Here is a 20,388-nt window from a genome sequence, read left to right as displayed (position 1 = left end):
TGGCTTGAATTAAGGTGCTTTGTGCTCAACCGCAAGGGCGGAACCGCGGGTCGGCCAGGCCGCCGCGACCCAGTGCGTTCAGCACCCACTTGATGGTGGCCGAGGAGTGCGGGATGTAGAGGTGCTCGCTCAGGTTGGCCGGGCATGCCTCCTGCAGCACCACGTTGGTCACCCGGTTCGCCGGACCGGAAAGGTGTTGGCTGGCAAAGGGAGTGACCACCTCGTCGTAGCGGGTGGTGATCGTCGTGTACTTCACCGCGCCCGCCAGGTCGCCGCCCTCGTTGAGTCGCCGGATGAAGGCCGAGTTCGACGCCTGGTCCCCGCAGGCCGGGCAGAATGTGGCGCCCAGCAGCTTGGCCAGCGGCTGGCTGGTGCCATGGTTGGACGGGGCGATGCCGATCAGCGCGTTGACCTTGGCCGCGCCGCCGAGGAACTTCAGGTAGTGCCGCGGCATCATCCCGCCCTGGCTGTACCCGACGATGTCCACAGTGGACCACCCGCTGCTCGCCCTGACCTGGTCCACGTACCTGGCCAGCTCGGCGGCGGAGTCGGCGACCGGGTTCAGTCCGCCGTTGCCGTAGTCCAGCGTGTAGCTGCAATAACCGTTGCGGGACAGCTCGGGCGCGAGTCCGCCCCAGCTCCAGCCGGACTTCTTGAACGTCCCGTGCAGCAGCACCACCGGCCGCTTGGCCGACTGGCAGCCCGCGACGTCGGCCAACGATTGCGCGGGCGCGGCCACGGCCGGGAGCTGGCAGGCGAGCAGGGCGAAGATCGCGGTGCCCAGCAGGGCGAGCGTCCGGCGCATGGCGTCCTCCGTTATTACCTGGCGGTAACCTGGGAGACACCAATGTAAGGTGCGTCACAGTGGAGGTCACTCCGCTGAACGGTCGCCCTGCTGATCTTCCGTTTGGTCCTCTGCGGCGGGCTTGCGTGGGCGGCCCCGCTTGGCCGGTCGCCCGGCCTCGCTGGGCATTCGCCCCTGCTCGCTCAATGCCCGGCGCAACAGGAACTCGATCTGCGCGTTGACGCTGCGCAGTTCGTCCCCGGCCCACCTGGTCAGCGCGTCGTGCACGGCCGGGTCCAGGCGGAGCAGGAAGCTTTTGCGGTCAGCCACGGTGGCCCGCTAGTGGTACAGCGAACCCGCGTTGACGACCGGCTGGGTCGCACGATCCCCGCACAGCACCACCAGGAGGTTGCTCACCATGGCCGCCTTCCGCTCCTCGTCCAGTTCCACCACGTCGTGCTCGGCCAGCCGGGCCAGTGCCAGTTCGACCATGCCGACCGCACCCTCCACGATCCGCTGCCGGGCCGCGACCATCGCGCCTGCCTGCTGCCGCTGCAACATGGCGTGCGCGATCTCCTGGGCGTAAGCCAGGTGGGTGATCCTGGATTCGATCACGTGCACCCCGGCCAAGGTGATCCGGGCCGAGATCTCCGCGCTGAGCTTCTCGGTGATCTCATCGGCGTTCTCGCGCAGGGACAGCCCGGTCTCGCCGTGGTTGTCATAGGCGTAGCTGGTGGCGATGTGCCGGACCGCGGTCTCGGTCTGGATGCCGACGAAGCCGACGAAGTTGTCCACGTCGAAGACGGCCTTGGCGGTGTCGGCGACCTGCCAGACCACCACCGCGGCGATCTCGATCGGGTTGCCGTCGGCGTCGTTGACCTTGAGCACCGCGGACTCGTGGTTGCGGATCCTGGTGGACACGGTGGTGCGCTCGGTGAACGGGTTCACCCAGCTCAGGCCGTCCTGGCGGAGCGTGCCGCTGTACCGGCCGAGGAACTGCAGCACCCGCGCCTCGCCGGGGGAGACCATGATCAGTCCGCGAGCCAGGGTCAGCACGGTCACCAGCACCACCGCGCTCACCACGATGACGGCGGGCCCGGCGGAGAACACGCCCAGCGCGATCCCGCCCAGGCTGGCCAGCCCGAAGAAGAGCAGGGCCGCCGCCGAGGCAATCCCCGGCAAGGTGAAGGCCACCCGTTCTTGCACGCCCGCCACGGGCGCTTTGACAAGCGTCGATGCAGTCATCTCTGGTCCACTCTCCCCATGCGCCGCTGGTCGCGGTGCCTAGCAAAGTGATATCACTTTATGTCGGAACCGGCAACGCGCCGGGGGAAGGGGAAGCCGGTGGAGATCGAGACCGACGGACCGGCACTGCGGTTGTCCGGCCTGTGCAAGCGCTTCGGCGAGACGATCGCGGTGGACCGGGTGGACCTCGCCGTGCCGCGCGGGTCCTTCTTCGGGCTGGTCGGGCCGAACGGCGCGGGCAAGACGACCGCGCTGTCCATGGCGGTCGGCCTGCTGCGGCCGGACGCGGGCACCGCGCGGATCTTCGGGGTGGAGGTGTGGGAGGACCCGGTGCGGGCCAAGGCATTGGTCGGCGTGCTGCCGGACGGATTGTCCCTGCCGGAGCGGCTCACCGGGCGGGAACTGCTGACCTACATGGGTTTGCTGCGCGGCATCGATGAGGTCACGGTCGCCGCGCGGGTGGCCGAACTGCTCGGCGTGCTGGAGCTGACCGGGGCCGAGCGCACCCTGGTGGTGGACTACTCGGCCGGGATGCGCAAGAAGATCGCGCTGGCCACCGCGTTGCTGCACGGGCCGCGGCTGCTGGTGCTGGACGAGCCGTTCGAGGCGGTGGATCCGGTCTCGGCCAGCACTATCCGGGTGATCCTGCAGCGCTTCGTCGCGGGCGGTGGCGCGGTGGTGCTCTCCAGCCACGTGATGGACCTGGTGGAGCGGCTCTGCGACCACGTCGCGGTGATCGCCGGCGGCCGGGTGGTCGTGGCCGGTCCGCTGGCGCAGGTGCGCGGTGAGGGCAGCCTGGAGGAGCGGTTCGTGCACCTGGTCGGCGGTCGCACCGGCGGTGGGGAGGGACTGTCGTGGTTGGCGTCCTGATCCGGATGAAGCTGCGCCTGCTCAGCCATGGGCTGCATGGCACGGCGCGGGCCCTGACGCTGATCTTCGGCGTGCTGGGCGGGCTGGCCGCGGCCGGGTTCTCGGTGTTCCTGATGAACATCGACACCCTGGGCGCGCCGGTGCCTGGCTACGACCTGACCGCGGGGATTTTCGCCGGGTGGACCCTCGGCTGGGTGCTCGGGCCGATTTTCGTGGCGGGCAGTGATGAAACCCTGCAACCCGAGCATTTCCGGCTGTTGCCGGTGAGTCCGCGCAAGCTGGCCGCCGGACTGCTGGCCGCCGCGGTGGTCGGCGTGCCCGCGGTGGTCAGCCTGCTCGCCTTCGGTGGGCTGGTGCTGCGGGCCTCGGCGGACGGCCTGGCGCCGGCGCTGGTCGCGATCGTCGGCGTGCTCGCGCAGTTGGCGTTCGTGCTGACGCTGTCCAGGGTGGTGGTCGGGGCGCTCGGCGATGTGCTGCGTTCGCGGCGCGGGCAGGACCTGGGGGTGCTGCTCGCGGCGGGTGTCGGGTTGCTGGTGCTGCCGTTCCAGTACGTGCTGAACACGGTCTCCGCCGGGCTGCTGCTGGGTTTTCCGCCGGAGCTGGGCGAGGTGCTGCGGTGGCTGCCCCCTGGCTGGGCGCCTGCCGCGGTCGCCGCCTCGGTGCGGGGTGACTGGCTGACGGTGGTGGCGGGGCTGGGCGGGCTGGTGGCGCTGACCCTGGTGCTCGCGCAGGTGTGGGCGATCCTGTTGCGGCGCAGGCTGACCAGGCCCAGTGTCGGGTTGCGCGGCGCGGACGTGCGGGCCGGGAACGGCCTGCTGCAACGGTTCCTGCCCGCCGGGCCGGTCGGTGCGGTGGCCGCCAAGGAGGTGCGCACCTGGTGGCGTGATCCGCGGCGGCGGGCGGTGTTGTTGCCCGCCTTGGTGATCGGGCTGGTGCTGCCGTTGGTGCTCTCTGGCGTCAACCCGATGGCGGGTGGGGTCGCACCGGTCGGCGGACTGCTCGTGGTCGGCTTCGCCGCGCTCAACGCGGGCAACCTGTACGGCTTCGACGGCACCGCGCTGTGGCACATCCTGGTGCAGCCCGACGCCGCCCGGGCCGACATCCGCGGCAGACAGCTCGGCTGGCTGGTCTACGTGGCGCCGGTGGCCCTGCTCGCGGTGCTGGTGCTGCCCGCGGTGACCGGGCGGCCGCAGACCTATCCCTACGTGCTCGCGCTGCTGCCCGCGCTGCTCGGCGGCGGGGCCGGGCTGCTGGTGATCCTCTCGGTGTTCGCGCCGTTCCCGGTGGCCGCCCAGCGCGGCAATCCCTTCGCCGGTTCCGGGAACCCGGGCTGCGCGAAAGCGTTGCTGCAACTGGTGATGGGGCTGCTGCTCCTGGTCGCCGCGGCGCCGCCGGGACTGCTGCTGCTCGGTGGCGCGCTGTCCGGCAACGCGGTGCTGACCTGGCTGGCGCTGCCGGCCGGAATCGGCTCGGGGGTGTTGTTCGGCTGGTGGTGGGGCGCGCTCGCGGTCCGGCGGCTGGCCGAACGCGGCCCCGAACTGCTGGCCGCCGTCCGAACTTGACGCGTAGGAGATTTCCTACCTATTCTCCTCCGCATGGATGTGTTCGCCGCGTTGGCCAATCCGACCCGTCGGGAGTTGCTGGGGTTGCTCCTGCGCGGGCCGCGGCCGGTGCAGTCCCTCGCGGAGCATTTCGACATGAGCCGCCCGAGCGTGTCCGAGCACCTGCGGGTGCTCAAGGACGCGGGGCTGGTCGCGGAAGCCAGGCGCGGCCGGGAACGGCACTACCAGCTCGAACCCGAGCCCCTGCAGGAGCTTCGGGACTGGCTCACACCGTATGAGCGGTTCTGGCGGGAGCGGTTGTCCGCGCTGTCCGACCTGCTCGACGAGGAGGAAGAAGAGGAATGACCAACGCCGCCGACATCAGGGTGGACCAGTTCCTGGCCCACCCGCCCGCCAAGGTCTGGCGGGCGCTCACCGACCCGGCCCGGCTGGCCCGTTGGCTGATGCCCAACGATTTCCAGCCCGTCCTGGGCCACCGCTTCACCTTCAATCGCGGCGAACCGCTGCCCGCGGTCCGCACCGACGGCATCGCGCACTGCGAGGTGCTGGCGATCGAGCCGGAACGCCTGCTGCGCATCAGTTTCGACGACAGCGGTCCGGACAACGGCATGCGGACCACCATCACCTGGACCCTGGAACCCGAGGGTCGCGGCACCCGATTGTTCCTGGCGCACACCGGATTCGACCCGGACAACGAGTTCCAGCAGCTCTCCCGCAAGTTCATGGGCAGTGGCTGGAGTTCGGGTGTGGCCGCGGCACTGGCGCGGTTACTGGACGAGGAGACCGAATGACGGTGTCCGCCGCGCTCTCCTGCGCGAGCTGAACGACCCGCGGTCCGGCCGCGCTGGCCATGAGCCACTACTCGGTGATACGTTGTACCGGTACTCGGTGCCACTGAGTACTTCGAGATCGAAGAGGGCTCACGATGGACGACCTGACGGAGATGCTGAAAGGCACGCTTGAGGGTTGCGTGCTGGAAATCATCGGCAGTGAGGAGACCTACGGGTATGCCATCACGCGTCGGCTGAACGAACTCGGCTTCACCGATGTCGTCGAGGGCACGGTGTACACCATTCTGCTGCGGCTGGAGAAGAACGGGCTCGTCCTGGTGACGAAACGACCGTCCGGGCAGGGTCCACCGCGGAAGTTCTACGCGCTCAATGACGTAGGGCGCGCGGAACTCGCGAAGTTCTGGGCGAAATGGGAGTACATGACATCGCGGATCGACAAGCTCAAGGAGGGTGGGAGATGAATTTCTGGGAGACGATCACGGGCAGCGATCTCACCAGGGATTTCAAGGCGTTCGAGGCTCGGGCCGCGGCATTGCCGACGGACTACCGGGCGGTGTGGGAAGAGATCAAAGGGCAGCTGATGCCCTACTCGGACTTCACCGGCCGGAACCTGATGCCGATTCTTGACGGCGCCCTGGGGTTGCTCGAAGAAACGGCGGCCGATGGGCAGAGCATTCAAGAGGTGCTGGGCGAGGACATCAAGGGCTTCTGCGCGGCGCTGGCCGGCGAGGAAAGAGGCCGGAGCTATCGCGACCGGTGGCGTGAGCAGTTGAACCGGAATGTCGCCAGGAAATTGGGCCGGCTGGGAGGCTGATGTGGGCATCCAGGACATCATCGAGGGCAAGAAGCAGTGGCGGGCCCATATGGCGCGGGTCAAGGCGCTCCCGCCGGACTATCGGATCGTCTACAAGGAGATGCAGCGGTACTTCTTCAAGGTCGGGCCGGTCGACCTGCTGGAGGGGACGCTGCTCTCCGGGATCGTCGACTTCTTCGAGGAGGGCGTCGCGAGCGGCAAGGGAGTGCTGGAACTCATCGGCGAGGACGTCGCCGCCTTCTGCGACGACCTGATCAAGGACTCGCGCACCAACGCGGACGTCTATCAGGAGTCCATCAGCGGGAAGTCCGGCGCGGCCGAGAAGTAACTCCCGCTGAACCAAGGCACCGCAGGGTGCCTTGGCCCGTGCTCGGGAACGACGTGGCTAGCGTGGGTCGCTGTCGATCTTCAGGCCGCCGCCGGAGCGGATCACCCGGATCGTGCGCTGCTCGGACCGGTTGGGGTAGACCACGGTGAGGGTGACGTCCACGGCGTTGTCCGAGGTCTTCTTGCCGGTCGCCTTCTGGCTGTACACCAGCTTGTACTGCGACCAGTACTGGGTGAACCCGGATTCGCCGCCGATGAGGCCCTTGGCGTTGTCGGTGAGCATGTCGAAGGCCTGGCCGCGGTCGGCCGCCCGGCCGGCGGCGCCGTAGTAGTCGACCACGTACTGGCCTGCCTCGCGGAAACCGATCGGCGCGGAGTCATCCGGCGGGGTCGGCTTGTCCGCGGCGGAGGTCGGCGGCGGGGGCGTGCTGGAGTTGCTGGTCTGGCCGCCCGCGGAGTTCTGGGGCGTGCCGCGGAGTCCGTAGTAGGCGCCGCCAATGCCTGCCACCAGGGCGATCGCCGCCGCGATCGCGATCACCAGGCCGCGCCGGGACTTCTTGCGCGGTGGCGAGGCGGGGTCGCGGACGTAAGCCGCCGGGCGCGGGCGCGGCGTGGACATGGTCGGGTTCGGCGTCGGCCGGTTCAGCTGCGGCTGGGTCGGCGGCCGGTAGGGCGGCGGCGGGGTGTTCCCGCCGAGTACCCGGGTGCTCGGCGCGGGGCGCAGCGGCGTGGGCTGGGCGTTGGCCAGGTTCGGGTCGTTGGCCAGGGAGCTGAGCGTGGCGGCGGCCTGGGACATGCTGGGCCGGTCGGCGGGCTCCTCGCGGAGCAGGCTCATCAGCACCGCGGTCATCGGGCCCGCCTGCCGGGGCGGCTCGACCTTGCCCGCGGCGACCAGGTGCAGCAGGGCCAGCGGGTTGGGGTTGTTGCCGAAGGGCGGCTTGCCCTCGATCGCGGTGTAGAGCGTCGCGCCGAGGGAGAAGACGTCCGAGGGCGGGGCCGGGTCGTGGCCCTTGGCGATCTCCGGCGAGAGGTAGGCCGGGGTGCCGGCCATCATGCCGGTCTGGGTGACGGTGACGTCGCCCGCGGCCCGGGAGATGCCGAAGTCGGTGATCTTGGCCAGGCCGGACTCGCTGACCAGGATGTTGGCCGGCTTGATGTCCCGGTGCACGATCCCGGCCTGATGCGCGGCGGCCAGCGCGCCCGCGACCTGGCCGCCGATCGCGGCGACCTCGCGGATGGGCAGCGTGCCGCGTTCGTCGAGCAGGTCGGCCAGGCTGCGCGAGCGCAGGAACTCCATGACCAGGCAGGGGTCCCCGTTGTGCTGCACCACGTCGAAGATGGTGATCGCGTTGGGGTGGGACAGCCGGGCGGCGATCCGGGCCTCCCGCATCGCCCTGCGCCGCGCGTCCAAGGTCTGATCCTCGGACTGGCCCGGCTGCAGCAGGAGCTGCTTGATGGCGACGGGGCGCTGGAGGCGCTCGTCGTATGCCTGCCACACCGCGCCCATGCCGCCGCTGCCGATGTGTTCGACCAGCCGGTAGTTCCCGGCGATCACCTGGCCCCTGTCGATGGCCGATCGCTCCTCGTCCTGATGAGTGGTGACGGCCCAACGCCGTCTGCCAGACGCGTCCACCCTAATTGACGCGCTGGAGGGGGTTGGTGAGCGTTAGGTCGGCGAAAATAGTGCCTAGGGCCTCATCGGTACTGCGCCGAATGGAGTAATTCCGGCAACTTTCAGGCGCAAGTAGTCCGGCCTTGACCACGTTCGGTGTCGGGGCGCTGCCGGAGGGGCAGGTCCTGGCCCCGGGCTCCTGCCCAGCCCAGGGCCGGGGACGGCCGGTGCGCCGTCGTCGCCCGCGGTGTGGTTGTGGTGGCTGGCGGTGTTGGATGCCTGGTCAGCGGATCGCGGCGGGGCGGGGCAGGCGGGCGCGGGATAACGATCCGGTAGGCGTGGCGTTGGTCACGCTGTCGGCGATCCGGCGGCGCGCGGGCCCCGCGCACGGCGGGAGGCGCCGTGCGCGGGGACGCGAGGGTGCGGGGACGGTGGCGCCCAAGGCCCAAGGCCCAAGGCCCAAGGCCGGAGTCCCGAGGCCGAGGCCCGAGGCCCAAGGCCCGAGGCCCGAGGCCCAAGGCCCAAGGCCCAAGGCCGGAGTCCCGAGGCCGAGGCCCGAGACCGGAGTCCCGAGACCGGAGCCCGAGGCCCGGAGTCCCGAGGCGCCGGATGTCAGGCGCGGAGTAGCTGTTCCAGCGCGGCGCGGAGCTGGTCGTGTGGGTCGGCGTCGGACTCGGTGCGCCAGGCGAGGTAGCCGTCCGGGCGGAGCAGCACCGCGCCCTCGGGCAGGGCGTAGCGGGCAGGCCACTGGTGTTCCGGGTCGAGCAGGTCGGCGCCGATCCGGTGGGCGGTCAGTGGGACGCCGAACTGTTCGGCCAGTTCGGTCGCGGCCTGGCGCCAGCCATCGCCCTGGGGGCCGGTGAGCAGGAGCAGGCCGGTGCAGACCAGGTCGTGCAGGGCCAGGCGGTCGCCGTTGTGGTCCAGCCACAGGTGGGGGGCGCGGTGGCCGGGTTCGGGGACGGGGAGGTGGTCGGGGGTGAAGGCCGACTCGTAGGACCGGCCCAGGATGGCGGGGGAGGTGTAGCGCTGGCCGAACATCCAGCGGATATCGGAGTTGGCCTCCTCCTCCGGGTTGCTGCCGGCGCGGCTTTCCTGGCGGTTGATGGTGATGTCCACGAACTCCTGAGCCAGTGGGCGGCGTTCGGGTTCGTAGCTGTCCAGCAGGGCGGGGGTGGCCCAGCCCTTGAGCACCGCGGCCAGTTTCCAGGCCAGGTTGTGCGCGTCCTGGACGCCGGTGTTCGCGCCGTAGCCACCCGCCGGCGGCCACACGTGCGCGCTGTCCCCGGCCAGGAACACCCGGCCCTGGCGGAACCGCTCGGCCACCGCGGCCACCTGTTGCCACGGGGTCACGTCGACCACCTCGACCGGGATGTCGTCCCGCCCCAGCAGCTCGTGCAGCATCGGGGTCAGGCGTTGCGCGGTGAAGTCCGCCGGGGTGTCCACCGCGGCGTCGTAGCTGAACGCGGCGGCCCAGCGGCCGGGGTGCGCGGTGGTGGTCAGGAAGCCGGGCGGGCTGCCGGGCTTGACCACGAACCACATCACCGCGCGTTCCGGGATCAGCTCGGACAGGTCCGCCTCGAAGAGCACGCCGAGGAAGTCGCCCAGGATGCCGGGGCCGTCGCGGCGGATGCCCAGCTGCTCGCGGATGGTGCCGCGGTTGCCGTCGGCGGCGATCAGGTAGTCCGCGTGGATCCGGTACTCCTCGCCGGTGGCGCGGTCCTTGGTCACCGCGTGCACGCCGTCGGCGGTCTCGGTGAAGGACACCAGCTCGGTGTTGAACCGCTGTTCCGCGCCGCGGGCCTGGGCCGCCGCGCTCAGCACCGGCTCCACCGTGCTCTGGTCGGCCAGGCACAACCGGCCCGCGCTGTACTCGTCGTAGCCCGCGGTGGCGCCCAGGCGGAACAGCCAGCGCCATTCGCCGGCCAGCGAGGCGCAGTGCACGCCGCCCTTGTCGTTCTCGAACGGCTTGCCCGCCTCGTACACCTGTTCGGCGATGCCGAAGGCGCGATAGATCTCCATGGTCCGCACGTTGATCCCGCGGGCCCGGCCCTGCGGGGACGGGCCGGGATGCTTGTCCACCAGGATCGACTCGACCCCATGGGAGGACAGGAAAAGCGAGGCGGTCAGGCCGGCCAGGCCGCCGCCGGTGATGAGCACCGGCACTCGTTCCTCGTTGCCGTTCATGACGATTCCCCCTCGTCGGTTGGTGTGCTGAGGCTGTCCCCGACCGCGCGCAGCCACTCCTGGTCCCAGGTGATCCGGCCGTCGCCGAGTTCGGCCACCGTCGCGCGCACCCAGTCGAGCTGGGCGATCAGCGTGGCCCGCTGGTACTCCTCCTCCAGCAGGAACAGCCGGGGCACGCCCGCGGCCAGCGCCTCGGCCGTCACGGTGTCGGTCTCGGCGACCAGTTCGGCGAGTTTGGTCGCGCGCACCTCCAGTAGCGCGCGGATCTCGCCCGGTTCGAGCAGCGGCATGAACGCCACCGCGGCCGGGAACTCCGGGAACTCGGTGCCGGTCGCGGTGAACATCTCGCGCAGCCAGGCGCGCGCCGTGGCCAGCCCTTCCTGGCCGATCTCGTAGATGGTCCGCTCCGGCCGGTTGTCGGCCCGTTCGGTCTCCTTGACCTTGATCAGTCCGGCCTTCAGCAGACGCTCGATGGTCTGGTAGACGCTGGCCCGCTGCCGGACGTTGACCACCCGGTCCTTGCCGCGTTCCTTGATCAGCTGCTGAATCCGGTACGCGTGCACCGGGGCCTCGATCATCAGGCACAACACGGTCAGTGCCAGCGGTGAACGACGGATCGGGGTTGCCATAGTCATAAACCTACTAGTGAGGATATGACTATGACAACCCCGAGGTGAACTCAGGGGAAGCGGTCAGCGGTTCTCCGGGCGGCTGGCGCGCAGTTCGTAGCTGGGACCGAGCAGGCCGCGGCGGTCGTTGAGCCGCAGCAGCACCCGGGTGAACCCGGCGCACTCCACATCCAGCCGCAGCGTGGCCGGACTGCCTTCCAGCAGCATCCGGTGCGCCGACAGGATCAGCCGCCCGCCCGGCCGCAGCACCCGGTACAGCTCGGACAGGGCCCTGGTCCGGTCCGGCCACAGGTGCAGCGTGTTCACCGTGAGCAGCACGTCGACGCTGCCGTCGGGCTGCCCGGTGTCCTCCGCGTCGCCCCGGTGCAGCCGCACGTGTCCGGTTCTGGCCTGGTCGGCGCAGCGTTCCCGGGACCGGCGCAGCATCTCCTCGGCCGGATCCACCCCGATCACCCGTCCGGCGGAAGCCGCCGCGGCCGCCGCGGCCAGCCCGACTCCGGGGCCGGCACCGAGCACCAGCACCGTGTCGGTGTGCCGTAATCCCGCCTCAGCCACCAGTTCCCGCTCGGTGGCGGCGTTGGCGCGCGCCATGATCGCCCCGCCGATCCGGCCGGTGAGGCCGCGGGGATGACCGAACGCGGAGTCCACGATCCGCGGGAGGGAAGTAGCCATGCCTCCAGCACAGCTCGCATCCGCGCTGCTCGCATCGGGGACTTCCCTGAAATTCCTTCACTCGGAGGTAGTGCGCAAAGATCGTCCCTCGGGTGAGGATGACTGAATGAGCCCCGCCGTGACCCGCGCGCGCCGCACCCGCACCCCGCGCAGCCCGCTGTTCGAGGGCTACCAGGATCCGGACAGCCCGTACGCGGGCGTGCACGACGAGATGTTCGCCGAGGACGGCCAGGTCCGGCAGGCCTACCGCAGGCTGTACGAGTCGATCGCGCCCTCGGAGGTCGCCGATCTGGCCGCGCGGGCCGAGGCGCTCGGCCGCGCCTTCGTCGACCAGGGCATCACCTTCTCCCTCTCCGGTCAGGAGCGGCCGTTCCCGCTGGACCTGATCCCCCGGGTGATCGGCGCCACCGAGTGGACCCGGCTGGAACGCGGCATCGTGCAACGGGTCCGCGCGCTGGAGGCGTTCCTGGCCGACATCTACGGCGACGCGCAGATCCTGCGGGACCGGGTGCTGCCCCGGCGGCTGATCACCTCCTGCGCGCACTTCCACCGCGAGGCCGCCGGCATCTCCCCGGCCAACGGGGTGCGCATCCACGTCGCCGGGATCGACCTGGTCCGCGACGGCGAGGGCGTCTTCCGGGTGCTGGAGGACAACCTGCGCTGCCCGTCCGGGGTGTCCTACGTGATGGAGAACCGGCGCACCATGGCCAGGGTCTTCCCCGATCTGTTCGCCCGGCACCGGGTGCGCGCGGTCGGCGACTACGCGGGCCACCTGCTGCGCGCGCTGCGTGCCTCGGCCGCGCCCAACGCCGCCGATCCCACCGTGGTGGTGCTCACCCCCGGCGTGCACAACTCCGCCTACTTCGAGCATTCGCTGCTGGCCAGGCAGATGGGCGTGGAGCTGGTCGAGGGCCGGGACCTGTTCTGCCGGGACAACGCGGTCTACATCCGCACCACCGAGGGCGAACGCCGGGTCGATGTCATCTACCGGCGCATCGACGACGAGTTCCTGGACCCGCTGCACTTCCGCCCCAGCTCGGTGCTGGGCGTGGCCGGCATGGTCAACGCGGCCCGCGCGGGCAACGTGGTGATCGCCAACGCGGTGGGCAACGGGGTGGGCGATGACAAGCTCGTCTACACCTACGTGCCCGAGATGGTCCAGTACTACCTCGGCGAGAAACCGTTGCTGCCCAACGTGGACACCTTCCGCTGCTGGCTGGACGAGGAGCGCGAGCAGGTGCTGGACCGGCTGGACGAGCTGGTGATCAAACCGGTGGAGGGCTCCGGCGGCTACGGCATCGTCTTCGGTCCGGACGCCAGCGCGCGCGAGCTGGCCTCGGTGCGCAAACGGGTCCGCAGCGATCCGCGCGGCTGGATCGCCCAGCCCGTGGTGCAGCTCTCCACCGTGCCCACCAAGATCGGCAACCGGCTGGCGCCGCGGCACGTGGACCTGCGGCCGTTCGCGGTCAACGACGGCGAGAACGTCTTCGTGCTGCCCGGCGGGCTGACCAGGGTGGCGCTGCGCGAGGGCAGCCTGCTGGTCAACTCCTCCCAGGGCGGCGGCTCCAAGGACACCTGGGTGCTGGCCCCTCGATCGTCCACAGTGGAGAGTGAACTGGCCGAGCCGGGACTGGCCGGGGCGGTGACCGACGGACAGGCCGCCGAGCACGGCCCCGAGCTGACCACGAGTCAGCAGCAACAGCAGCAACAGCAGTGACATGTCACGGAAACACGGACGGCAGAGGGTGGTGTCATGCTGGCCCGCAACGCAGAGTCGCTGTACTGGATCGGCCGCTACGTGGAACGGGCCGACGACACGGCGCGCATCCTCGACGTCTCCGTCCACCAGCTGCTGGAGGACGCCACCGTCGACCCGGACTCGGCGAGCCGGGCGCTGCTGCACGTGCTGGGCATCGAAGCGCCCGACGGCCGTGAGCTGGACGCCTGGTCGCTGACCGAGCTGGTCGCCTACGCCCCGGCCAACTCCGGCTCCATCGTGGCCTCGCTGACCAGCGCGCGGGAGAACACCAGGGGCGCCCGCGAGGTGGTCTCCACCGAGATGTGGGAATGCCTCAACGCCACCTGGAATGCGCTTCCCGAACGCCAGCGCTATGCCCGGCAGATGGGCCCGCACGCCTTCTTCTCCTTCGTGGAGGAGCGCGCGGCCATGTTCGCCGGACTGGCCGACTCGACCATGAGCCGCGACGACGGCTGGCGGTTCCTGCTGCTGGGCCGTTCGGTGGAACGGGTGGACATGGTGGTGCGGCTGCTGCTGTCCCGGGTCGGGGACAAGGCGTCCTCGCCGGGCTGGGTCACCGTGCTGCGCTCGGCAGGCGCGCACGACACCTACCTGCGCACCTACCGCGGCGCCATGGACGCCGGGCGGGTGGTGCAGTTCCTGTTGCTGGACCGGCTGTTCCCGCGGTCGGTCTTCCACGCCCTGCGCAACGCCGAGGCCTGCCTGGAACAGCTGGACCACCGGCCCAGCGTGCGCATCGGCGCCAAGGCCGAGGCGCTGCGGCTGCTCGGCAGGGCCCGCAGCGAGCTGGAGTTCCTGCGCCCGGCCGACCTGCTGGAGGACCTGCCCAGGCGGCTCAGTTCGCTGCAGGGCACCATTCGGGAGGTCGGCGAGGCGGTGTCGTTGCAGTACTTCCACGCCGCGCCCTGGGTGGCCTGGACCAACGCGGAGGTGACCTCGTGAGCTGGCGGGTACGCATCGTGCACACCACCGGCTACCGCTACGACGAGCCGGTGATCCAGTCCTACAACGAGGCCAGGCTCACCCCGCGCGGCGACGGCAGGCAGAACCTGGTGGTCAACCGGGTGGAGACCACCCCGGCCACCCGCGCCTACAAGTACACCGACTACTGGGGCACCGCGGTCACCTCCTTCGACCTGCACGCCCCGCACACCGAGATGAAGGTGGTCGCCTCCTCGGTGGTGGAGACCGCGGACGAGGACAAGCCGGTCCGGGTCACCGAGTGGTCCGGGCTGGCCTCCGCGGACGTGCTGGACCGCTTCGGCGAACTGCTGGAGCCCAGCTCCTATGTGCCGACCAACCGCGAGCTGGCCGCGGTGGCCCGCAAGCTGCAGCGCGGCCTGGAACCGGCGGACGCGGTGCTCGCGGTGTGCGCCTGGGTGCACGAGCAGCTCACCTACCGGCCCGGCACCACCGGCGTGCACAGTTCGGCCATCGACGCCTGGCGGGCCCGCGAGGGCGTCTGCCAGGACTACGCGCACCTGACCCTGCTGTTGCTGCGCGCGATCGGCGTCCCGGCCCGCTACGTCTCCGGCTACCTGCACACCCAGCCCGATGCCCGCCTCGGCCAGACCGTGCGCGGGGAGAGTCACGCCTGGATCGAGGCCTGGACCGGCGGCTGGTGGGGCTACGACCCGACCAACGACGTGCCGATCGGCTCCCGGCACGTGCGGGTGGCGCTGGGCCGGGACTACGCCGACGTCGCCCCGCTCAAGGGCATCTACTCCGGTGGCGGGTCCTCCGCGCTGGAGGTGACGGTGGACATCACCCGGCTGGCCTGAACGCGACGGCCGTTTCCCGCCGGAGTCCGGCCACGGCGGTTGGTTGGCTGGGCCGGTGAGTGAGACGTTGACAATCCTGGACCGCTTCTACGCCGCCGAGCTGGCCTACCTCTCCGGCGAAACCGGGTTCGAGCCGGTGGCGGAGTTCCTGGACCCGGAGATCGTGCTGCACCAGGCCGAGGGCCTGCCCTACGGCGGGCAATGGCGCGGGCCGGACGGGCTGGCAAGGTTCCTGGCGGTGATGGCGCGGACCTGGGCCTCCTTCGAGATCCTGGCCCAGGAGACCCTGGTCGACGGTGACCGGGTGAGCGTGCTGAGCCAGGTCAGGGCGCGCGGGCGGGCCACCGGGACCGAGCTGGAGTTCCCGATCCTGCAACTGATCCGGCTCCGGGACGGGCGGCTGGCCGAGGTGCGGCCGTTCTACTGGGACACCGCGGCGGTGGCGGCGGTCTGCACCGGCGCGGGCCGGTAGCGGAAGCCGGTCGAGACGCAGATCACCGGGACTTGTGCGGGGCACTCCCTCCGGCATGGGACGATAGGTCGTCACCCGTCCGTTTCAGCGAGGGAATCAGTGGCCACGTTCGCCGACAAGACCTTCACGCCGCCGGAGCGCATCCGGAACTTCTGCATCATCGCCCACATCGACCACGGCAAGTCCACGCTGGCCGACCGGGTGTTGCAGCTCACCGGCGTCGTCGACGACCGTTCCATGCGCGCGCAGTACCTCGACCGGATGGACATCGAGCGCGAACGCGGCATCACCATCAAGGCGCAGAACGTGCGCCTGCCGTGGGTGCACGAGGGCACCGAGTACGTGCTGCACCTGATCGACACCCCGGGGCACGTCGACTTCACCTATGAGGTCTCCCGGGCGCTGGAGGCGTGCGAGGGCGCGATCCTGCTGGTCGACGCGGCGCAGGGGATCGAGGCCCAGACGCTGGCCAACCTGTACCTGGCCATGGAGAACAACCTCACGGTCATCCCGGTGCTGAACAAGATCGACCTGCCAGCCGCGGACCCGGACCGCTACGCCGCGGAGATCGCGCACATCATCGGCTGCGAGGCCGACGAGGTGCTGCGGGTCTCGGCCAAGACCGGTGTGGGCATCAAGGAGCTGCTGGACAAGGTCGTGCGGACCATCCCGGCCCCGGTCGGCGATTCCGACGCCCCCGCCCGCGCGATGATCTTCGACTCGGTCTATGACATCTACCGCGGCGTGGTCACCTACATCCGCGTGGTGGACGGCAAGATCACCCCGCGCGAGCGGATCCGGATGATGTCCACCGGCGCCACCCACGAGCTGCTCGAGGTGGGCATCATCTCGCCAGAGCCCAAGGTCTCGGTCGGGCTGGGCGTCGGCGAGGTGGGCTACCTGATCACCGGCGTGAAGGACGTCCGCCAGTCCAAGGTCGGCGACACCATCACCTCCGAGCGCAAGGGCGCCACCGAGGCGCTCTCCGGCTACCGCGAACCGCAGCCCATGGTCTACGCCGGGCTGTACCCGCTGGACGGCTCGGACTACCCGGCGCTGCGCGAGGCGCTGGACAAGCTGCAGCTCAACGACGCCGCGCTGACCTACGAGCCAGAGACCTCCGCGGCGCTGGGCTTCGGCTTCCGCTGCGGCTTCCTCGGCCTGCTGCACCTGGAGATCACCCGGGACCGGCTGGAGCGCGAGTTCGGCCTCGAACTCATCTCCACCGCGCCCAACGTGGTCAACCGGGTGGTCATGGAGGACGGTGTCGAGCACATCGTCACCAACCCCTCGGACTGGCCGGGCGGCAAGATCCGCGACATCTACGAGCCGATCACCAAGTGCACGGTCATCGCGCCCGCGGAGTTCGTCGGCACGATCATGGAGCTGTGCCAGGCCCGGCGCGGTCAGCTCGGCGGCATGGACTACATCTCCGAGACCCGGGTCGAGCTGCGCTACACCATGCCGCTGGCCGAGATCATCTACGACTTCTTCGACTCGCTGAAGTCGCGCACCCGCGGTTACGCCTCCCTGGACTACGAGGAGGCGGGCGAGCAGGCATCCGACCTGGTCAAGGTGGACATCCTGCTGCAGGGCGAGCCGGTGGACGCCTTCAGCGCGATCGTGCACAAGGACGCCGCCTACGCCTACGGCACCCGGATGGCCAGCAAGCTGCGCGAGCTGATCCCGCGGCAGCAGTTCGAGGTGCCGATCCAGGCCGCGGTCGGGTCCAGGGTGATCGCCCGGGAGACCATTCGCGCCATCCGCAAGGACGTGCTGGCCAAGTGCTACGGCGGTGACATCACCCGTAAGCGCAAGCTGCTGGAGAAGCAGAAGGAAGGCAAGAAGCGGATGAAGATGGTCGGCCGCGTCGAGGTGCCGCAGGAGGCATTCGTGGCCGCGCTGTCCACCGACGAGGCCGGGGACAAGAAGAAGAAGTAGCCGTGCGGTGACCGGGTCTGCCGGCCCGGTCACCGGAATCGGCGTGCTGGTGACCGACTGGCCGGTCCCTGTGGAAACGGGGGTGCGGGTGGTGGGTGGTGGGGGTACGCTGGGGGTATGGGGAAGCGCAAGGAGTATGGGCTGCTGGTGAGTGGGCCTCCTGCCGCGGTGACCATCCAGGTCCCGGTGGGCACCTTGCTGCACGACTGGCCCAGCGTGCTCGGCCGGATCACCGACGGCGAGCGGGTTCAGGTCACCCGCAACGGCAAGGTTGTCGCCGTGCTCACCGCGCCCGACCCGAACGAGGTCGCGCTGGACGAGTTGGCCGCCTCGGGTCAGGTCGCCGCCGACTGGCGGGAACGCCAGAGCACCCTGCGCGGTCTGCTCCGCACCCTGCCCGCCCGCACCGCCAAGCCCGGCGACGACCGCGGTAGCGCCGCGGTGCTCGCCGACCGCGAGGACAGCGATCGGTGATCTACCTCGACAGCTGCGCGCTGATCAAACTGATCGTGCCGGAACCCCTGTCCGAGGACCTGTTCGGCTACCTGGACTCCCGTACTGAGCCGCTGGTCAGCTCCGAGCTGATCGTGGTCGAGGTGCACCGCGCGCTCACCCGCATCGAGGCGGACAAGGCCGCCCGCACCCAGGCCGACCAGCTGCTGGACAACATCACCCAGCTCCCGCTGGCCCCGGTGGTCCGCGCCGCGGCCGCCCTGCCCGACCGCTACCTGCGCAGCCTGGACGCCCTGCACCTGGCCACCGCGCTGCGGGTGCCGACGACCCGGTTCGTGAGTTATGACCGGCGGCTCAACGAGGCGGCGGCCAAGGCGGGGCTGACCGTGCGCGCGCCGGGCGCGGCCCGCACCTGAGCGCTCAGCCGGAGCCGCCCGCCGATCGCGTCCGCCCGGCTTCCTTGCACAGCTCCGCCCGGCGATAGCCGACCACGTACGCCGCGATGCGACGACGAGCGTCGGCGCGGGCGGCGTCGACATCCCGGCCGGCGGCGCGATCGAGCTTCTCCTTGTCCGCCTTGACGTCTTTCCAGGATCGGCTCACTTCGGGTCCTTCCCTGCCAGGTGCTCGTCGTACCATCTCGCCCCGGCCGAACCGGGACGCAGCTCCTTCAGGTTGTGGTGACGCGAACCCGTGACACGGTCGACCAAGGGTAACTGTCTGTCGTCAGTCACTGCTTGTGCGTAGCGGCGAGCAGATCAGCCAGAGCGCGGCCAGTACCGCTCCCGCCGTGGCCACCCACAGCGCGCCGCGCAACCCGATCACCTCGCCCAACACCCCGCCGAACAGGCTGCCCAGCGGGATCGCGCCCCAGATCAGGAACAGCATGGTGGCGTTCATCCGGCCCAGCAGGGTGGGTGGGCAGAGTGCCTGTTGGCGGCTGGCCATGGACACGGTGAGCACGATCAGGCTGAAGGCGGTGCCGAAGGCGGCCACCGCCCACCAGATCAGGCCGTAGCCGGGGGTGGTCAGCGGGAAGCCGAGGAAGAGCAGGCCGGCGGCGGTGCCGGAGAGCAGGATGGCGCGGTCCTGGCCCAGGTGGTCGGCGAGGCGGCGGGCCAGCAGGGCGGCGGCCAGGGCGCCGGTCAGGCCGAGGCTGCTGAGCAGGCCGATGGCGCCGGGGGAGAGGGTGATCTCGCGGAGCAGGAACAGCACGCCCAGGGCGACCTGGATGGACTGGAAGAAGGCGAGGGTGGCGCCGTGCAGGCCGAAGGCGCGCAGCAGTGGGTGGCCGAAGACCAGGCGCAGGCCCTCGATGATCTCCCGGCCCAGATGGCGCCGGTCGGGGGCCGGGGGCCGGGGCTCGCGGTGGCGGATGCCGCGTAGCCACAGCGCGGACCACAGGTAGCCGGCGGCGTTGACCAGCACCGTGGCCGGGGCGCCGAACCACTGGAAGAACAGGCCCGCGATGGTGGGGGCGGCGGTGGCGGCGACGGCGAGGTTGCCGCGGAGTTTGGCGTTGGCCTCGATCAGGTCCTCGGCGGGGACCAGGCGGGGCAGGTAGGTCTGGTAGGCGACCTCGAAGAAGACCGTGAAGACCCCGACGACCAGCACCACCACGTACACCTGGGTCAGGGTCAGCGCGCCGAAGGCCGCGGCCACCGGGATCGAGCAGAACGCCACCGCGCGGGCCAGGTCGGCCAGCACCAGCACCGGCCGCGAGCGCAGGCGGTCGCACCAGGCGCCGACCAGCAGGCCGAGCACCAGGAAGGCCGCGGTCTGCAGGGTGCGGATCGCGGAGACCTCGAAAGCGCTGGCGTGCAGGGTCTCGGCGGCGAGCAACGGCAGGGCCAGGTGGCTGACCCGGGTGCCGAGCTGGCTGAGCACATCGGCCGCCCACAGGTGCCGGAAGTCCCGATGCCGGAGCAGCCCACCGGGCCGCCGGGCGGTGTCCTTGGTCACCCGGGCACTGTGGCAGCTTGAGCGTGACCGGCGCAAGTAGATTGAGTCGATAAGGCTCAGGGTTTGGATTTGTCCTGGTCAGTGCGGTACTCGGCGAGCAGGGACAGGGCTTTGGCGTACTTGGCGCGCAGCCGGTCCTGGGTCGCGGGGTCCAGCCTGCCCATCCGGTCCGGGCCGCTGTTGTCGGCGATGTCGGCGTGTTTGACCACGATCGCGATCTCGTCCGCGGCGGCCCGGCGCAGGTAGCTTTCCATCGGCTCGCCGGGCTGTTTGCTCAGTGCCAGCACCGCCGTCACCACCCGCTCCGGGCAACCCGCCGCGCGCAGGTCGGCCGCGGTGACCTCGGTGTCCTCGATGACGTCGTGCAGCACCGCGGCCATCTTGGGCCACTCGCCACGCACGCTGTCCATCACCCGCATCGGGTGCCGGATGTAGGGCAGTCCGGCCTTGTCCACCTGGCCCTCGTGCGCCCGCGTGGCGATCTCCACCGCACGCGCGAGCGAGAAGCTGTCAGAGCTGCTCGGCATGGC

At 70.4% G+C, this 20,388-nt stretch carries 24 protein-coding genes; 14 read left to right on the top strand and 10 right to left on the bottom strand.

Annotated features, from left to right (window positions below):
- Positions 1-25: 25 nt before the first annotated feature.
- From MZC64_RS24935 to MZC64_RS24925, 3 genes are all read right to left on the bottom strand, one after another.
- The gene (locus MZC64_RS24935) at positions 26-805 is read right to left on the bottom strand and encodes a triacylglycerol lipase (RefSeq protein WP_247759420.1); all 780 of its coding nucleotides are present in this window, start codon (positions 803-805) and stop codon (positions 26-28) included.
- Positions 806-871: 66 nt separating this feature from the next.
- The gene (locus tag MZC64_RS24930) at positions 872-1,114 is read right to left on the bottom strand and encodes a hypothetical protein (RefSeq protein WP_247759422.1); all 243 of its coding nucleotides are present in this window, start codon (positions 1,112-1,114) and stop codon (positions 872-874) included.
- A gap of 9 nt (positions 1,115-1,123) precedes the next feature.
- Positions 1,124-2,029 carry an SPFH domain-containing protein gene (locus MZC64_RS24925; protein WP_247759424.1) on the bottom strand — a complete coding sequence of 302 codons (906 nt, stop codon included), beginning with the start codon at positions 2,027-2,029 and terminating at the stop codon, positions 1,124-1,126.
- 99 nt (positions 2,030-2,128) lie between these two features.
- Here MZC64_RS24925 and MZC64_RS24920 point away from each other — a divergent pair, with 99 nt between their 5' ends.
- From MZC64_RS24920 to MZC64_RS24890, 7 genes are all read left to right on the top strand, one after another.
- Complete coding sequence (locus MZC64_RS24920) at positions 2,129-2,899, top strand: ABC transporter ATP-binding protein (protein ID WP_374205790.1); 771 nt, start codon at positions 2,129-2,131, stop codon at positions 2,897-2,899.
- Positions 2,884-4,461: a hypothetical protein gene (locus MZC64_RS24915; RefSeq protein ID WP_247759425.1), complete on the top strand. Its 1,578-nt coding sequence runs from the start codon at positions 2,884-2,886 to the stop codon at positions 4,459-4,461. Before MZC64_RS24920 ends, MZC64_RS24915 begins: the two co-directional genes overlap by 16 nt.
- 33 nt (positions 4,462-4,494) lie before the next feature.
- Positions 4,495-4,806 (top strand): helix-turn-helix transcriptional regulator, encoded by a 312-nt coding sequence (locus MZC64_RS24910; RefSeq protein ID WP_185002191.1) that lies wholly within the window; start codon positions 4,495-4,497, stop codon positions 4,804-4,806.
- Positions 4,803-5,252 carry an SRPBCC domain-containing protein gene (locus MZC64_RS24905; protein ID WP_247759432.1) on the top strand — a complete coding sequence of 150 codons (450 nt, stop codon included), beginning with the start codon at positions 4,803-4,805 and terminating at the stop codon, positions 5,250-5,252. Before MZC64_RS24910 ends, MZC64_RS24905 begins: the two co-directional genes overlap by 4 nt.
- A gap of 134 nt (positions 5,253-5,386) precedes the next feature.
- On the top strand, positions 5,387-5,713 hold the full coding sequence (locus MZC64_RS24900; protein WP_247759434.1) for a PadR family transcriptional regulator: 327 nt from the start codon (positions 5,387-5,389) through the stop codon (positions 5,711-5,713).
- Positions 5,710-6,066 (top strand): DUF1048 domain-containing protein, encoded by a 357-nt coding sequence (locus MZC64_RS24895; protein ID WP_247759436.1) that lies wholly within the window; start codon positions 5,710-5,712, stop codon positions 6,064-6,066. The genes MZC64_RS24900 and MZC64_RS24895 overlap by 4 nt, the downstream gene beginning before the upstream one ends.
- Position 6,067: 1 nt before the next feature.
- Complete coding sequence (locus MZC64_RS24890) at positions 6,068-6,394, top strand: DUF1048 domain-containing protein (RefSeq protein WP_247759438.1); 327 nt, start codon at positions 6,068-6,070, stop codon at positions 6,392-6,394.
- Between the two features lie 57 nt (positions 6,395-6,451).
- Here MZC64_RS24890 and MZC64_RS24885 read toward each other — a convergent pair whose 3' ends face one another.
- From MZC64_RS24885 to MZC64_RS24870, 4 genes are all read right to left on the bottom strand, one after another.
- Positions 6,452-7,948, bottom strand: coding sequence for a serine/threonine-protein kinase (locus MZC64_RS24885; protein ID WP_247759440.1), 1,497 nt, complete (start codon positions 7,946-7,948; stop codon positions 6,452-6,454).
- A gap of 669 nt (positions 7,949-8,617) precedes the next feature.
- A complete protein-coding gene (locus MZC64_RS24880; RefSeq protein WP_247759447.1) occupies positions 8,618-10,189 on the bottom strand; it encodes an FAD-dependent monooxygenase in 1,572 nt (523 codons plus the stop codon).
- The gene (locus MZC64_RS24875) at positions 10,186-10,818 is read right to left on the bottom strand and encodes a PadR family transcriptional regulator (protein WP_247759453.1); all 633 of its coding nucleotides are present in this window, start codon (positions 10,816-10,818) and stop codon (positions 10,186-10,188) included. Before MZC64_RS24875 ends, MZC64_RS24880 begins: the two co-directional genes overlap by 4 nt.
- A gap of 63 nt (positions 10,819-10,881) precedes the next feature.
- On the bottom strand, positions 10,882-11,490 hold the full coding sequence (locus MZC64_RS24870; protein WP_247759454.1) for a class I SAM-dependent methyltransferase: 609 nt from the start codon (positions 11,488-11,490) through the stop codon (positions 10,882-10,884).
- Between the two features lie 106 nt (positions 11,491-11,596).
- Between MZC64_RS24870 and MZC64_RS24865 the strand changes: the two genes are divergently transcribed.
- From MZC64_RS24865 to MZC64_RS24835, 7 genes are all read left to right on the top strand, one after another.
- Entirely contained in the window at positions 11,597-13,207 is a 1,611-nt protein-coding gene (locus MZC64_RS24865) for a circularly permuted type 2 ATP-grasp protein (RefSeq protein ID WP_247759455.1), read from the top strand.
- A 36-nt stretch (positions 13,208-13,243) separates the two neighbouring features.
- Positions 13,244-14,191, top strand: coding sequence for an alpha-E domain-containing protein (locus tag MZC64_RS24860; RefSeq protein WP_247759456.1), 948 nt, complete (start codon positions 13,244-13,246; stop codon positions 14,189-14,191).
- Positions 14,188-15,030, top strand: coding sequence for a transglutaminase family protein (locus MZC64_RS24855; RefSeq protein WP_247759457.1), 843 nt, complete (start codon positions 14,188-14,190; stop codon positions 15,028-15,030). The genes MZC64_RS24860 and MZC64_RS24855 overlap by 4 nt, the downstream gene beginning before the upstream one ends.
- 55 nt (positions 15,031-15,085) lie before the next feature.
- A complete protein-coding gene (locus MZC64_RS24850) occupies positions 15,086-15,502 on the top strand; it encodes a nuclear transport factor 2 family protein (protein ID WP_247759458.1) in 417 nt (138 codons plus the stop codon).
- 99 nt (positions 15,503-15,601) lie between these two features.
- The gene (gene lepA / locus MZC64_RS24845; RefSeq protein WP_247759459.1) at positions 15,602-17,443 is read left to right on the top strand and encodes a translation elongation factor 4; all 1,842 of its coding nucleotides are present in this window, start codon (positions 15,602-15,604) and stop codon (positions 17,441-17,443) included.
- Between the two features lie 117 nt (positions 17,444-17,560).
- Positions 17,561-17,917, top strand: a complete 357-nt coding sequence (locus MZC64_RS24840; protein ID WP_247759460.1) for a type II toxin-antitoxin system Phd/YefM family antitoxin — start codon at positions 17,561-17,563, stop codon at positions 17,915-17,917.
- Positions 17,914-18,312 carry a type II toxin-antitoxin system VapC family toxin gene (locus MZC64_RS24835; protein ID WP_247759461.1) on the top strand — a complete coding sequence of 133 codons (399 nt, stop codon included), beginning with the start codon at positions 17,914-17,916 and terminating at the stop codon, positions 18,310-18,312. The genes MZC64_RS24840 and MZC64_RS24835 overlap by 4 nt, the downstream gene beginning before the upstream one ends.
- A 4-nt stretch (positions 18,313-18,316) precedes the next feature.
- Here the strand turns inward: MZC64_RS24835 and MZC64_RS24830 are convergent, their stop codons facing one another.
- The 3 genes from MZC64_RS24830 to MZC64_RS24820 all read right to left on the bottom strand — a co-directional run bounded on the left by MZC64_RS24830 (position 18,317) and on the right by MZC64_RS24820 (position 20,385).
- Positions 18,317-18,499, bottom strand: coding sequence for a hypothetical protein (locus tag MZC64_RS24830; RefSeq protein ID WP_247759462.1), 183 nt, complete (start codon positions 18,497-18,499; stop codon positions 18,317-18,319).
- Between the two features lie 123 nt (positions 18,500-18,622).
- A complete protein-coding gene (locus tag MZC64_RS24825; RefSeq protein WP_247759463.1) occupies positions 18,623-19,858 on the bottom strand; it encodes an MFS transporter in 1,236 nt (411 codons plus the stop codon).
- A gap of 56 nt (positions 19,859-19,914) precedes the next feature.
- Positions 19,915-20,385: a phosphohydrolase gene (locus MZC64_RS24820; RefSeq protein ID WP_247759464.1), complete on the bottom strand. Its 471-nt coding sequence runs from the start codon at positions 20,383-20,385 to the stop codon at positions 19,915-19,917.
- Positions 20,386-20,388 lie beyond the last annotated feature (3 nt).

The organism is Crossiella sp. S99.2, from assembly GCF_023094165.1.
GTDB lineage: Bacteria > Actinomycetota > Actinomycetes > Mycobacteriales > Pseudonocardiaceae > Crossiella.
The sequence above is the reverse complement of the archived record's forward strand: the minus strand, read 5'-3'. Positions and strand labels throughout refer to the sequence as shown.

Coding starts and splice junctions, on each gene's coding strand:
- MZC64_RS24860 (WP_247759456.1), top strand. CDS start 13,244: ATGCTGGCCCGCAACGCAGAGTCGCTGTACTGGATCGGCCGCTACGTG.
- MZC64_RS24910 (WP_185002191.1), top strand. CDS start 4,495: ATGGATGTGTTCGCCGCGTTGGCCAATCCGACCCGTCGGGAGTTGCTG.
- MZC64_RS24880 (WP_247759447.1), bottom strand. CDS start 10,189: ATGAACGGCAACGAGGAACGAGTGCCGGTGCTCATCACCGGCGGCGGC.
- MZC64_RS24900 (WP_247759434.1), top strand. CDS start 5,387: ATGGACGACCTGACGGAGATGCTGAAAGGCACGCTTGAGGGTTGCGTG.
- MZC64_RS24875 (WP_247759453.1), bottom strand. CDS start 10,818: ATGGCAACCCCGATCCGTCGTTCACCGCTGGCACTGACCGTGTTGTGC.
- MZC64_RS24870 (WP_247759454.1), bottom strand. CDS start 11,490: ATGGCTACTTCCCTCCCGCGGATCGTGGACTCCGCGTTCGGTCATCCC.
- MZC64_RS24820 (WP_247759464.1), bottom strand. CDS start 20,385: ATGCCGAGCAGCTCTGACAGCTTCTCGCTCGCGCGTGCGGTGGAGATC.
- MZC64_RS24935 (WP_247759420.1), bottom strand. CDS start 805: ATGCGCCGGACGCTCGCCCTGCTGGGCACCGCGATCTTCGCCCTGCTC.
- MZC64_RS24895 (WP_247759436.1), top strand. CDS start 5,710: ATGAATTTCTGGGAGACGATCACGGGCAGCGATCTCACCAGGGATTTC.
- MZC64_RS24925 (WP_247759424.1), bottom strand. CDS start 2,029: ATGACTGCATCGACGCTTGTCAAAGCGCCCGTGGCGGGCGTGCAAGAA.
- MZC64_RS24840 (WP_247759460.1), top strand. CDS start 17,561: ATGGGGAAGCGCAAGGAGTATGGGCTGCTGGTGAGTGGGCCTCCTGCC.
- MZC64_RS24905 (WP_247759432.1), top strand. CDS start 4,803: ATGACCAACGCCGCCGACATCAGGGTGGACCAGTTCCTGGCCCACCCG.
- MZC64_RS24865 (WP_247759455.1), top strand. CDS start 11,597: ATGAGCCCCGCCGTGACCCGCGCGCGCCGCACCCGCACCCCGCGCAGC.